Here is a 13,073-nt window from a genome sequence, read left to right on the forward strand (position 1 = left end):
GAAGTCCACCCCAAGGTCGAGGCCAATGGCTTCAAGGCGCTGTTTTACGTCAATATCGACCCGCGCGTCGTTGCCGTGCGCAAGGGCGGGGCAGGGGCGGTGCTCAGCCCTTCCGACCTCGACGGCGTGAAATTCCGCGTCCCCGGCTCCAAGATGCTGCAGCAATATTACCGCATGGTCGGTGCAAATCCGACGCCGGTCGCCTGGGGCGAAACGCCGTCCGCGATCAAGCAGGGCGTTGCCGATGCGCTCGATCCCTCGGTCGGCGCGCTTTATGTGTTCGGCTTCAAGGATATTCTCAGCCATGTGACCTTCACCCAGGCGGTGCCGGACAGTCAGGTCTATTCCTGTAATCTCGAATGGTTCAACTCCATGCCCTCCGACGTTCAGGACGGCATCATGTGGGGCTCCGAAATGACCGCCCACCAGAACCTTGCCAAGGTTCCCTCGGCGCGCGCCTACGCAATGTCCGAACTGGCCAAGGCGGGGGTCGAATTCCACAGTCTCAGCGATGACCAGTTGGGTGAATGGCAGGCCGCCGGCGGGTATCAGCGCCCCGAGTGGGATCAGTTCAAGCTCGACCTTGCCGGCTCCATGGAGGCTTTCGCCCAGATGGAGGAAGCCGCCGGCACGCTCAGCACCTACTACGTGCATGACGCCTAGATGACGGCAAACGGCAAGACGGAGTGAAACCCCGCTTCAAGGCAAGGCAGGGGCACTTCAACGGGCAGCAAAATGGACATACTGCGACGAATTGACCGCAATGCGGAGCGATGGTTGCTTCTGGTTTTCTACGTGATGCTCGTCATCACCATGGCGATCGAGGTTCTGCGCCGGGAGGTGTTCGCTTACTCCTCCATCTGGGGCGAGGAAATCGTTCGATACTCCTTCATCTACCTTGCCTGGATCGGTGCCGCGGCGGCGGTCAAGGAACGTGCGCACATCCGGATCGATGTCATCATGCACTATCTTGGCCCCCGGCCACGGGCGCTGCTCTACATCTTCGGCGATCTGGTGATGTTCTTCGTCGCCGTCATCGCGCTCTACTGGTCGTATGAAGCCGTTCAAATTTCCGCAAAGTTCGGATCGGTCACGGACGGGCTGAGGATTTCCAGGGTCTGGTTCCTGATGGCGGTCCCGCTCGGCTTTGCGCTCATCATCTGGCGACTGGTCCAGTCCCTGCATCGCGATTTTCGGTCCTTGCGGACGGGGCAACCCGTCTATGAGGGCGACACGCTGTTTGATTAGGGGCACGGCATAATGCTCTGGAACACTCTTAATCAAACCGTTGAACTCGGTTGGGATTTTTACCTGCCGGTCATCCTCTTTGTCTCGTTGATCGCATTGGCGGTGCCGGTCTGGGCAGCCATCGGCGCCGCGGCGATCCTGATGCTTTTCATGTCGGGCGATCTGCCTCTCAGCCTCGTGGGAGAGAGCCTGTTTACCGGGATCGATGCGTTTGCATTGACGGCCGTCCCACTCTTTATCCTGACCGGGGACGTGCTCGTGCGAACCGGTCTGTCGCGAAAATTTCTGGACGTCGCCGAGGCGCTCACCTGTTTCACCAAGGGCGGGTTCGGGTCTGCAACCGTTCTGGTTTGCGGCATGTTTGCCGCCATCTCGGGCTCCGACGCGGCCGGTGCCGCCGCCGTTGGCCGCATGACGATCGCGCGGCTTGTGGAAAGCGGCTATCCGCGCCCCTATGCCTGCGCCCTGGTGGCCGCTGGCGCCTGCACCGGCATTCTCATTCCGCCTTCGATCGCCTACATCATCATCGGCCTGGTGCTTGGAATTTCGGCTTCCACGCTGTTTCTCGCCGCCCTGATCCCGGGGCTCGCGATCCTCGTTTCGATCCTGATCACCAATCTCATCGTCAATCGGATCTACGCCTATGAGGGCGGCGGGCTGATGAGCTTCGGCGAGTGGGCGGCAAATCTCGCCGGCGCGCTGAAATCCGGCTGGTACGCCTTCATCGTGCCGGGCATCATCTTTTACGGCATCTTCTCCGGCCGCCTCACGCCGACCGAGGCCGGCGCGACGGCCGTCGTCGTCACGATTGCCATGGGGTTCATCCTGCGTACGCTGTCCTTCGCCGATTTCCCGGCCATGCTGGTGAGTTCGGCCAAGGTGAACGGCGTTATCCTGCCGATCATCGCGTTTTCGACGCCTCTCGCCGAGGCCCTGGCGATCATGGGCGTGCCTCAAGGGTTCGTGGCCGCGGTGACCGGGCTGACCGAGGATCCGTGGCTGCTCATCCTGTTGATGATCGGAATCCTGATCGCCGCGGGCTGTGTGATGGAGACGACACCCAACATCGTCATTCTCGCGCCGATCCTCAAGCCGCTCGCCGACAATATCGGCATGAACGAAATCCAGTTCTGCATCATGATGATCACCGCGCTTGGCGTCGGTTTCATAACGCCGCCGCTTGGACTTAATCTTTTTGTCGTTTCGGGCATAACCGGAGAGTCGATTCTGAAGATCGCGGCCCGGGCGGTTCCCTATGTCTTGTGCATGTTTTTTGTCGTCCTTTTGATCGCTTACATTCCCGCGATCTCGACAACACTTCTGCCGGATATCTACAGATAAGGCTTTGACCATATGACACGCGACTATTTGAAGAAGGCAACACTCACGGCCGAGTCCGATGCGCCGGAAGTCCACCAGACGGTGGTCAATATCCTCAGTGAGATCGAAGCCGGAGGCGATGCGAAGGCTCTGGAATATGCGGCGAAATTCGACCGCTATGACGGCAATGTGCTGCTGACCTCAGAAGAGATCGAAGCCGCCATTGCGGTGGTTCCGGAAAGGCTGAAGGCCGATATCCGGTTTGCGCACGACAATATTCGCCGGTTCGCTGAATTGCAGAAGGGAACCGTGAGCGATGTCGAGATGGAAATTTCCCCGGGTTTCATCGCCGGCCAGAAGGCCATACCGGTCGACGCCGCCGGCTGTTATGTGCCCGGCGGGCGCTACAGCCACATCGCCAGCGCCATCATGACGGTGACCACGGCGAAAGTTGCCGGCTGCAGGCATATCACGGCCTGTTCTCCTCCGCGACCCGGTGTCGGTGTTGCGCCGGCAATCGTCTATGCCGCCCATATCTGCGGCGCGGACAGGATCCTCGCCATGGGAGGGGTTCAGGGCGTTGCCGCCATGACGTTCGGCCTGTTCGGCCTGCCCAAGGCCAATATCCTCGTCGGACCCGGCAACCAGTTCGTCGCCGAGGCAAAGCGGATCCTGTTCGGGCGTGTCGGCATCGACATGATCGCCGGGCCGACCGACAGCCTGATCATCGCCGACGGATCCGCGGACGCCCATATCGTGGCGACCGACCTCGTCAGCCAGGCCGAGCACGGATACAACTCTCCCGTCTGGCTGGTGACGGATGACCGCGCCTTGGCCGAAAAGGTCATGCAACTGGTTCCGGACCTGATTGACGATCTGCCCGGTTTGAACCGTGAAAACGCGACGGCGGCGTGGCGCGATTATGCCGAGGTGATTGTGTGCGCCGACCGGGAGGAAATGGCGGCCACATCCGACGCATACGCACCGGAACACCTGACGGTTCAGGCGGAGGATCTCGATTGGTGGCTTGAACGGCTGAGCTGCTATGGCTCGCTCTTTCTCGGCGAAGAGACCACCGTTTCCTATGGAGACAAGGCGGCCGGCACAAACCACGTGCTGCCGACCTCGGGCGCCGCGAGCTATACGGGCGGCCTGTCGGTGCACAAATTCATGAAAATCGTCACCTGGCAACGCTCGACGCGTGAAGGCTCGAAGCATGTCGCGGAAGCAACGGCGCGCATTTCACGTCTGGAGGGCATGGAAGGCCATGCCCGCGCCGCCGATGTCAGGCTGGCGAAATATTTTCCCGGCGTCAATTTTGACCTTTCCGCAGATGGCTGATGCTCAAGAGCTTTTCGATCTTTCAGGAAAAGTCGCCTGCATAACGGGCGCAAGCTCCGGTCTTGGCCGCAGGGCGGCCCATGTGCTGAGCAGTGCCGGGGCACAGGTCGTCTGCGTCGCGCGGCGGGCGGAGGCATTGGAGAGCCTTGTCTCGGAGATCGGCAGTCGGGCCGCGGCGGTAACGGCGGATGTTGCGCGGCGGGACCGGACCAAAATCCTTGCGGAGGAAATCTCCGCGCCGTTCGGCAGCCCGGATATTCTGATCCACGCCGCCGGGGTGAATATGCGGCAAGCGGCAGATGAGGTGACGGCGGAGGGCTGGGATCAGACCCTTTCGCTTAACCTGTCGGCCCCGTTTTTTCTCAGCCAGGCCCTGGTGCCCGCCATGAAGGAAAAGGGCTGGGGGCGTATCGTCAATTTCGCCAGCCTTCAGTCGCAAAGGGCGTTTCCGGGCGGCATCGCCTATGGGACAAGCAAGGGCGGGATCGCCCAGCTGACCCGCGCCATGGCACAAGCCTGGTCGTGCCACGGGATCAATGTCAATGCGATCGGGCCCGGCTTTTTCCCGACCGAACTCACCAGGGCGGTTTTTGACGACCCCGAACGGGCGGAGCGGAACGCCGCCCAGACCTGCATAGGCCGCAACGGCCGGCCCGAGGACATTGACGGGCCCATCCTGTTCCTGTGCTCCGACGCCTCCCGTTATGTCACCGGACAGGTGCTGATGGTGGACGGGGGGTTCACGGCAAAATGAGAGCCCTGGTCTATGACGGTGTTGAACAGCTTGGCTACCGCGACGTCCCGGATGCCGACCCGGGCCAGGACGAGGTGCTCATTCGCGTCGAAGCGGTCGGGATTTGCGGGTCGGACATGCACGCCTATCTCGGCCATGATGCCCGGCGACCGGCGCCTTTGATCCTGGGTCATGAGGCCGCGGGGATCATCACCGGCGGGGCGAGGGACGGGCAGCGGGTCACGGTCAATCCGCTGGTCACCTGCATGGCCTGCGATGCCTGCAAATCCCGCCGGGAAAACATCTGCGCGAACCGGCAGATTATTTCCATGCCGCCGCGTGAAGGCGCCTTTGCGCAGTTCATCTCGATGCCGGAGCGAAATCTGGTCGCGGTGCCCGACACGGTTCCGCTCGAAAAAGCAGCGCTCGCCGAACCGCTGGCCGTGAGCTGGCATGCCGCCCGTCTCGGCATTGAGGCCCTGCATCCGTCCATGGACCGAAAGGCGCTTGTTATCGGCGGAGGAGCCATCGGACTGGCCGCGGCATTGGCGCTGAAGGCGATGGGAGCCGAGGAGGTCACAATCGCGGAACCTAATGCGAACCGCCGGACCTTTCTGATCGACCATTGCGGCCCGAAGACCGTTGAGCGGGCAGATGGTCCCTTTGAGATCGTTGTGGACGCCGTCGGCTACGCATCGACACGCGCGGCGGCCAGCGCGGCAGCAAAACCCGGAGGGGTCATTGTCCATATCGGTCTCGCAGAGGATACGGGCGGTCTCGATATCCGCCGTATCACGCTGCAGGAGATCGCGTTCCTCGGCACCTATACATATACCGCCGAGGACTTTCTCGAAACGGCGACCGCCATATTCGGCGGACGGCTCGGCCCATTGGACTGGGCCGAACAGCGGCCGCTTTCACAAGGCTTCCAGGCGTTTCGGGATCTGCGGGCAGGGGTCGTCGCCGCGCCGAAGATCATCCTGAAACCGTGGGCCTGAACCGTTCTCAGACAGGATGGAAAAACGATGTATCAGAAAATCCTTGTTCCGATGGCGCTCGATCACGGGATCTCCCCGCAAACGCTGGCCGTCGCCAAGGCTTTGGCGGCGGATAACGGCCACATAACCGCCATGCATGTGTACGAAGCGCCGCAAGGTTCGGTCGCGGCCTATCTGGATGCGGAAACGGTCAAAGAGGGGTTTGAAACCGCATGCGAGACACTCGTCGAAAAAACCAGGAGCCTCGACGGGGTGGAGACTGTCCTTGTCAAAGGCCACACCTATCGCACGATCATCGACTACGCAGAGCAGCATGATGTCGATTGCATCGTGATCGGCTCCCACAAGCCGGGCCTGGGCGACTATTTCCTCGGCTCAACCGCCGCCCGCGTGGTGCGCCACGCCCCCTGCGCGGTTCATGTCTGTCGCAGCGCTGATACCTAGGCACATACCGATATCCTTGATTGATTGGTCGGAGTGAGAGGATTTGAACCTCCGACCCCCTCGTCCCGAACGAGGTGCGCTACCAGGCTGCGCTACACTCCGACCCGGGCGGCTCGAAGCCGCCGATGCGGGCTGTAGGTAATTCGGAAACCGGTTCCCGTCAAGGGGGATTGCGGGGCCGGCAGCCTTTGTCTGCCAGTGCTTTCGGGGACGGATCGACCGACCGGAACAGCGGCCCGATCAGCCGGTAACCGGCTTGTCTGACGCGGCGAAAATCAGCCGCTCAACGGTCCTTGCATAGTCTTCCATGTCATCGCGGCCGGCATCGAACCATTCAAGCGACCAGTTGAGCGCGCCGAGCGTTGCCAGGCGCATGCGCCGGGCTTCCTCGGCACAGCTCTGCGCACCCAGCACATCGTCGATCAACGTCGCCCAGATATCCTCATAGGTCCGGCGTACCGTCCGCAGTTGCGACTGAACGGCATCGGGCGTGTAGGGAAAGCACCTGATATGCGCCGAGGTGTAGCCGCCATCGCTCAGGATCGATTCAAGATGGGCACGGATTGCGATGGAAACACGCTGCCGCGGTGTCACGTCCGGTCCGGCGGCCCTCAGACGGGCCGAGACCGTTTCGGTCACGCCCTCGACCCCGATTGCCAGGACCTCGATGGCCAATTGTTCCTTCGAGGCGAAATGATAGTAGAGGCTGCCGGCCTTCATGCCCACCGCGTCGGCAAGCGCGCGCAGGGATGTCGCATCGTAGCCCTTTTGCTGGAACAGCCGGGCGGCGGCATCGAGTATGTCGCGCCGCGATCCGTCGCCGCGGTTCTTTCGACCGGTGGTCTGGGCCTGTGACTCATTGAGATGTGCGTCGGATGCCATGCGCTCTTTCCGTTTCGCACTGCTTACAGATGTTTTGCGGTTTCATCCAGCGCCGCTTGCCTCCCGGCTGCCGAGGAAAGGTCGATGACCGTGATCTTTGGAGCCGGTTTCAGGGATATCAGCCGCGCGGAAAGTGCACACGGGGCGAGGACACGATTGCGACTCGCGATCACAACAGGGATGAGGTTACGGCGCTAACACTTTGCATTGAATCGGAAACTTCGCTTGCAGGCCGGTCGTGGAAAAGTTTATGCGAGCGCGCAACTTCAGTTTGCATTTACCAACCCGAATTGTCATTCTGCATGTCAGTAAGTTTTGTTAGGGGTAAATGATGTGTGGTCGCGCGTACGGGGTGTCGGATGTCTGACGGTTCCGCGGCGGTGCTTGATGTCAAAGACCTGAGAACCGTCTTCGAAACGGGGCAGGGCAGGACACGCGCAGTCAACCCGGTGAGTTCCTGCCTCAGGCCGGACAAGCCGGTTGCCGCTCCCGATGTGTCGACCCGGACCGGGGTCGTCAGCCTGCTTGAGCACCTGCGGGAAAGGTTCAGCCCGACCGATCTTCTCATCAGCAACGATCTGTCCGCGGTCCGCCACATCGCCGGCGAGGCCGGGGCGCAAGCACGTCATCCTGACCGGCGATGCAATGAATCCAACAAAAATGACCGGGGAGCCAACCGCCGGCGAGAGCATCAATTCCTGAAACGATAACGACAAGGGGAATAAAAATGAAAGCAAGGGCACTTTTACTTGGTACGGCAGCCGCACTGGCGATCGTACCCGCCGCGCTCGCGGAGCGCGGTTCGGACGGCGAAGTCAAGATCATCTACTGGCAGGCGCCCTCGACCATGAACCCGTATCTTTCCGGCGGAACCAAGGAGCTTGAAGCCGCGTCGCTGGTTGTCGAGCCGCTCGCCCGTTACGACCAGGGCGGCAATATGGTGCCGTGGCTGGTCGATACCGTGCCGACGGTCGACAATGGCGGTGTATCATCCGACCTCAAGACGATCACATGGAAGCTGAAGGAAGGCCTTCTTTGGTCCGACGGCACGCCGGTGACCTCGGCCGATATCGCGTTCACGTGGACATATTGCGCGGATCCGGCCGGCGGCTGCGCGCAGAGCGAAAAATACAATGACGTGACGGATGTGAAGATCATCGACGACAGGACGGTCACGGTGGAGTTCGGCGTTCCGAAACCGTTCCCCTACGGCCCGTTCGTCGGCGCGCAGGCACCGATCATCCAGGCGGCCCAGTTCGCGGACTGCCTCGGCGCCAAGGCGCCGGAATGCACGGACGCCAATTTCGGACCCATCGGCACCGGACCGTTCCGCGTGACCGAGTTCCGTCCGAACGACGTCATTTCCATGGAAGCCAACCCCAATTACCGCGATCCGGCAAAGCCGGCCTTCGCCACCGTGACCTTCAAGGGCGGCGGCGATACCGCGTCGGCCGCGCGCTCGGTTCTTGAGACGGGCGAATTCGACTATGCGTGGAACATGCAGCTTGCACCGGATGTTCTTTCCAATATGGAAGCCGCCGGCAAGGGCAAGGTCGTGTCCGCCTTCGGAACGCTGGTTGAGCGCATCATGATCAACCTGACCGATCCGAACCCGGATTTGGGCGATGAACGCTCGACCAAGGCGCATCCGCACCCGTTCCTGTCGGACAAGGCGGTGCGTCAGGCTCTTTCCATGGCGATCGACCGCGAACTGCTTGTCGAGATCGGTTATGGCACGGCGGGCAAGCCGAGTTGCAACGTTCTGCCGGCGCCGGAAATCTACAAGTCCGCCGCCAATGATGGCTGTCTTGTTCAGGACGTCGAGGGCGCGAAAAAGCTGCTTGACGACGCCGGATGGGTTCCGGGTAGTGACGGCATCCGCGCCAAGGACGGCGTGCGCCTGTCGATGCTCTATCAGACCTCGACCAACGCCGTGCGCCAGGATTTCCAGGCGCTGATCAAGCAGTGGTGGGCCGATATCGGCATCGAAACCGAACTGCGCAACATCGATGCGTCGGTCTTCTTCGGCGGCGATCCGGGCAGCCCGGACACGTTCCAGAAGTTCTACGCGGACGTCGAGATGTATGCCAACAATTTCGACGGCACCGACCCGGAAGCCTATATGGCCAACTGGGAGTGCAAACAGGCGCCGACCCCTGAAACCCAGTGGCAGGGCAACAACATGCCGCGCTATTGCAGCGAGGAATATGACGCGCTCGTTGCCAAGATGGCACAAACCGGCAAGCTGGAAGACCGCGCCGAACTCGCAAAGGCCATGAACGACAAGCTGATGCAGGAATACATCATCCTGCCGCTGGTCGACCGTGGCCGCGTCTCCGCCCATTCCAACGCGCTGGGCGGCGTCGTCATGAATGTCTGGGATTCCGAACTGTGGAATGCCGCAGACTGGTATCGCGCCAAGACGCAGTAATCGTCCGTCGCCGCCCCGGCCCCTTGCCGGGGCGGCTGTCGACCTTCGACCTGAAACGTTGGTGCGATGTTTAACTATACCGTTCGCCGGCTGCTGCTGGCGATTCCGACCCTGATCGCCATCAGCCTGATCATCTTCCTGCTGCTTGATCTGGCGCCGAGCGATCCGACTGCCAACCTGCCTCTGACGATCCCGCCGGAAGTGCGTGAAAAGATTCGCCAGTCCCTCGGCCTCGGCGATCCGATCTACATTCGCTATCTCCTGTGGTGCAAGCAGTTCTTCATCAACGAGCCGCTCAACATGCTCGAACAGTGGTTGGGATGGGGCTCCGGCGACCGGCTGCGCGTCTTGAGCTGGCAGACACGTTCACCTGTCGTCGATCTGATCGTCGAGCGCATGCCGCAGACCCTTTGGGTCGTCGGCATGTCCTACGTGCTTGGCGTCCTCATCGCCATGCCGATCGGCATCATTTCGGCCTACCGGCAGTACAGCTGGTTCGACCAGATCGGAACCTTCATCTCCATGGTCGGTTTTTCCGTTCCGACCTTCTTCACCGGGGTTCTGGTGATTGTCATCTTCTCGGTGTGGCTCGGATGGTTCCCGTCGATTTACGACACCACCCATGAGGTCACCGACTGGCCGAGCTTCTGGTTCCAGGTCAAGCAGATGATCATGCCGGTCTCGGTTCTGGCGCTGTTCAACGCTGCCCAGATCAGCCGGTTCATGCGTGCCTCGATGCTCGACAATCTCAATCAGGACTATGTGCGAACAGCACGGGCCAAGGGCCTGCGCGAGCGCTCGGTCGTCATGATCCACGTTCTGCGCAACTCGCTGATCCCCGTTGTTACCGTGATCGCGCTTGGCGTGCCGCAGATCTTCGGTGGCGCGATCATCACCGAGCAGGTCTTCAAGGTGAACGGCCTCGGCCAGCTCCTGATCATCTCCATCCAGGGCGGTGACCTGCCGACCGTGCAGACGCTCACCTTTATCTTTGCGGTGCTCATCATCCTGTTCAATCTGATCGCCGACATTCTCTACGGCATTCTGGATCCGAGGATTCGTTATGACTGACGTAACGCCCGATTCACTCGCCACCGCCCCTCCGCCGCAATCGCAGTGGCGCAATGTATGGAAACAGTTCCGCACCCATCGCGGAGCGATGATCGGCATGGCGTTTTTCATATTTGTGGTGCTGGCGGTCACGCTCGGACCGCTGGTCTGGACCATCGATGCGCAGTATATCGACATACGCGCCCGCAATCAGGGTCCGAGCTTCGCCCATCCGTTCGGCACGGACCAGCTTGGCCGCGATACGCTCGCCCGTGTGCTGATGGGCGGTCAGGTCTCCATGGCCGTCGGCATCACGGCGATGCTGCTCGCCCTGTTCCTCGGTGCCGCCATCGGTGTCGTCGCCGGCTATTTCAAGCGGCTTGACGGCGCTTTGATGCGCCTGACGGATCTCTTCCTGGCTTTGCCGCTGTTGCCGCTGCTGCTCGTCATCATCATGCTTTTCCGCGATACGCTGCGCGCCGCCTTCGGGCCGGAAACGGGCATATTCATGCTGATCGTCTTTGTCATCGGCATCACCTCATGGATGCAGACGGCGCGTATCGTCCGCGGTGACGTTCTGGCGCTGAAAGAGCGCGAATTCGTGGTCGCATCCCGCTCGATCGGAACGCCCTCGTTCCGCATGATCCTGCGCCATATCCTGCCCAATGTGCTGTCGCCGATCACCGTGTCGGCGACCCTTGGCATCGCCAACGCGATCATCACCGAATCCGCCCTGTCGTTCCTCGGGCTCGGCTTTCCCTCGGACTTTCCGACCTGGGGTCGGCTGCTGTTCGATTCCACCGACTATCTGCAGCAATATCCCGAACGCGTTCTGTGGCCGGGGCTCGCCATTTCCCTGACCGTTCTGAGCGTCAACTATATCGGCGACGGCCTGCGCGACGCGCTCGACCCGCGGATCAGGGGACGTTGATGGCGGGATGCAGAGATCCAGGTGGATGCGATTACGGTGGCTGGTCAGGCGACGGCCTGCAGCCCCTTCTTGGCAACGAGCGTCAGAAGTTTCAATGAGGCACCGCGCGGCTGCTTTTCGCCGCGCTCCCATTGGCTCACAAGGCCGGTTGTAACGTTGAGATAACGTGCGAAAACAGCCTGGCTTGCCTTTTCCTTGAGACGAATTCCGCGGATTTGGTCAGCGGTCAAAGCCTCCACCGGGGTCAGACACATTTCGTCAAACGCCCTCATTGTCTGCTTTTCTATGATACCAGCCTCGTTGAGACCGGATGCGGTTTCATGGACAGACGCTAATACGTCACTCTTGTATTGTTTAGTCACCACAATCCACCTTGACGATTGTTCCGTTCGACATTGCTAGTTTTAATTCACGGTCATTCAGATCAAGCATTTCGTCCGCCAACGCCTGAAATGCCTTGAGTTCGTTTGGTTTTATATTGCCCTTTTGACTTTTGGCGAAACCGTGGATGAAGAAGGCGCGCTGATTCCGCCGGAACAGTATTATGCTGCGAAATCCTCCAGACTTGCCTTGCCCTTCGCGGGCTATGCGCTGCTTGAGAACGCCGCCGCCGAGGTCGGCGTCAATTAGTCCCTTTGCAGCACGCTCAATAGCGTCGCATAAAGCCGAATCTGCTATCCGTTCGCGATCGGAGAAGCGCACGAAAGACTTGGTTTTGAAGATCAGCAATCAAGCCTCTCGGACATTCTCAATACGGCTAAATATAGCACTAAGTGCTATAGACTTCAACAGCGGTCTGCCCAACGGTAAACAGGAAGCGATGTGATCAGGCCTGATCCGTGTAGAGTCTGGGTAAGTATTTGCCAATACGTCGACGCCGAAGGGGATGTGTCCGCAACACATTGAAACAATTGGCTGGGGCGGCTGGATTCGAACCAGCGCATGGCGGTACCAAAAACCGCTGCCTTACCGCTTGGCTACGCCCCAGTAAAGCTGCACCGATGCGATGCAGCCGGACCCTGCACTAACCATTTCGCTGTGGAATTTCAAGCGTTGAGCACTCAAATTCCGGGGTTGTGCAATGACGTCCCGAAAATACCGGCAGGCCGAGGAGCCTACCGGTCAGACAATTCCCAGTTCGGATTGATCCACGGCTCAAGGTTGGAGCGGGGCAGGGGCTGCTTCTCCAGAATATGGTCCGATGCCTTTTCGCCCACCATGATCGACGGCGCGTTGAGGTTTCCGTTCGTAATCATTGGAAAGACGGATGAATCGGCCACGCGCAGCCCGTCAACGCCGATCACCCGGCATTCGGGATCGACCACACTCCCGGGATCGTCGGCGCGGCCCATACGGCACGTTCCGCATGGATGATAGGCGCTCTCCGCATGTTCGGTAATGAAGGCATCGAGTTCCTCGTCCGATTGCACGTCGTCGCCCGGGGCGATTTCCCGGCCGCGATAGCCGTCGAAGGCGGACTGGGAAAAGATTTCCCGTGTCAGCCTGATGCAGTGGCGAAAGTCCTCCCAGTCGGATGGATCGCTCATATAGTTGAAACGGATAACGGGGGATTCGTGTGCGTCAGGCGATCGCAATCTGACACTGCCGCGCGATTTCGAGCGCATCGGCCCGACATGCGCCTGGAAGCCGTGTGCTTCGGCCGGTGCGGTTCCGTCATAGCGGATCGCCACCGGC

General features: G+C 60.7%; 15 protein-coding genes and 2 tRNA genes. 11 read left to right on the forward strand and 6 right to left on the reverse strand.

Annotated features, from left to right (window positions below):
- The 7 genes from AC5E6N_RS19155 to AC5E6N_RS19185 all read left to right on the forward strand — a co-directional run.
- Nucleotides 1–663 (forward strand): TRAP transporter substrate-binding protein (locus AC5E6N_RS19155; RefSeq protein ID WP_491749318.1); only part of this gene is annotated, 663 nt, incomplete at its 5' end.
- 72 nt (nucleotides 664–735) lie between these two features.
- Nucleotides 736–1,248, forward strand: coding sequence for a TRAP transporter small permease (locus AC5E6N_RS19160; RefSeq protein WP_491749319.1), 513 nt, complete (start codon nucleotides 736–738; stop codon nucleotides 1,246–1,248).
- Between the two features lie 12 nt (nucleotides 1,249–1,260).
- Complete coding sequence (locus AC5E6N_RS19165) at nucleotides 1,261–2,589, forward strand: TRAP transporter large permease (RefSeq protein WP_491749320.1); 1,329 nt, start codon at nucleotides 1,261–1,263, stop codon at nucleotides 2,587–2,589.
- Between the two features lie 12 nt (nucleotides 2,590–2,601).
- Nucleotides 2,602–3,909, forward strand: a complete 1,308-nt coding sequence (gene hisD, locus AC5E6N_RS19170; RefSeq protein ID WP_491749321.1) for a histidinol dehydrogenase — start codon at nucleotides 2,602–2,604, stop codon at nucleotides 3,907–3,909.
- Nucleotides 3,902–4,663 (forward strand): SDR family NAD(P)-dependent oxidoreductase, encoded by a 762-nt coding sequence (locus AC5E6N_RS19175; RefSeq protein WP_491749322.1) that lies wholly within the window; start codon nucleotides 3,902–3,904, stop codon nucleotides 4,661–4,663. The genes hisD and AC5E6N_RS19175 overlap by 8 nt, the downstream gene beginning before the upstream one ends.
- The gene (locus AC5E6N_RS19180; protein WP_491749323.1) at nucleotides 4,660–5,640 is read left to right on the forward strand and encodes an alcohol dehydrogenase catalytic domain-containing protein; all 981 of its coding nucleotides are present in this window, start codon (nucleotides 4,660–4,662) and stop codon (nucleotides 5,638–5,640) included. Before AC5E6N_RS19175 ends, AC5E6N_RS19180 begins: the two co-directional genes overlap by 4 nt.
- Before the next feature lie 27 nt (nucleotides 5,641–5,667).
- On the forward strand, nucleotides 5,668–6,084 hold the full coding sequence (locus AC5E6N_RS19185) for a universal stress protein (RefSeq protein WP_491749324.1): 417 nt from the start codon (nucleotides 5,668–5,670) through the stop codon (nucleotides 6,082–6,084).
- 25 nt (nucleotides 6,085–6,109) lie between these two features.
- Here the strand turns inward: AC5E6N_RS19185 and AC5E6N_RS19190 are convergent.
- A tRNA-Pro gene (locus tag AC5E6N_RS19190) sits at nucleotides 6,110–6,186 on the reverse strand.
- Nucleotides 6,187–6,324: 138 nt separating this feature from the next.
- The gene (locus AC5E6N_RS19195; protein WP_491749325.1) at nucleotides 6,325–6,966 is read right to left on the reverse strand and encodes a TetR/AcrR family transcriptional regulator; all 642 of its coding nucleotides are present in this window, start codon (nucleotides 6,964–6,966) and stop codon (nucleotides 6,325–6,327) included.
- A 359-nt stretch (nucleotides 6,967–7,325) separates the two neighbouring features.
- Between AC5E6N_RS19195 and AC5E6N_RS19200 the strand changes: the two genes are divergently transcribed.
- The 4 genes from AC5E6N_RS19200 to AC5E6N_RS19215 all read left to right on the forward strand — a co-directional run bounded on the left by AC5E6N_RS19200 (nucleotide 7,326) and on the right by AC5E6N_RS19215 (nucleotide 11,378).
- Nucleotides 7,326–7,676 (forward strand): hypothetical protein, encoded by a 351-nt coding sequence (locus tag AC5E6N_RS19200; protein WP_491749326.1) that lies wholly within the window; start codon nucleotides 7,326–7,328, stop codon nucleotides 7,674–7,676.
- Nucleotides 7,677–7,693: 17 nt separating this feature from the next.
- Nucleotides 7,694–9,397, forward strand: coding sequence for a peptide ABC transporter substrate-binding protein (locus tag AC5E6N_RS19205; protein WP_491749327.1), 1,704 nt, complete (start codon nucleotides 7,694–7,696; stop codon nucleotides 9,395–9,397).
- A gap of 66 nt (nucleotides 9,398–9,463) precedes the next feature.
- Nucleotides 9,464–10,468: an ABC transporter permease gene (locus AC5E6N_RS19210; RefSeq protein WP_491749328.1), complete on the forward strand. Its 1,005-nt coding sequence runs from the start codon at nucleotides 9,464–9,466 to the stop codon at nucleotides 10,466–10,468.
- On the forward strand, nucleotides 10,461–11,378 hold the full coding sequence (locus tag AC5E6N_RS19215) for an ABC transporter permease (protein WP_491749329.1): 918 nt from the start codon (nucleotides 10,461–10,463) through the stop codon (nucleotides 11,376–11,378). The genes AC5E6N_RS19210 and AC5E6N_RS19215 overlap by 8 nt, the downstream gene beginning before the upstream one ends.
- Before the next feature lie 44 nt (nucleotides 11,379–11,422).
- On the opposite strand, the gene AC5E6N_RS19220 is transcribed toward AC5E6N_RS19215, so the two are convergent.
- The 4 genes from AC5E6N_RS19220 to AC5E6N_RS19235 form a co-directional block, all read right to left on the reverse strand.
- A complete protein-coding gene (locus AC5E6N_RS19220) occupies nucleotides 11,423–11,740 on the reverse strand; it encodes a helix-turn-helix domain-containing protein (protein WP_491749330.1) in 318 nt (105 codons plus the stop codon).
- A complete protein-coding gene (locus tag AC5E6N_RS19225; RefSeq protein ID WP_491749331.1) occupies nucleotides 11,733–12,107 on the reverse strand; it encodes a type II toxin-antitoxin system RelE/ParE family toxin in 375 nt (124 codons plus the stop codon). Before AC5E6N_RS19225 ends, AC5E6N_RS19220 begins: the two co-directional genes overlap by 8 nt.
- A 183-nt stretch (nucleotides 12,108–12,290) precedes the next feature.
- Nucleotides 12,291–12,365: transfer RNA gene (locus tag AC5E6N_RS19230), tRNA-Gln, on the reverse strand.
- Nucleotides 12,366–12,493: 128 nt separating this feature from the next.
- Nucleotides 12,494–13,073 (reverse strand): GMC oxidoreductase (locus AC5E6N_RS19235; RefSeq protein ID WP_491749332.1); only part of this gene is annotated, 580 nt, incomplete at its 5' end.

The sequence above is a fragment of the Hoeflea sp. genome (genome assembly GCF_984452065.1).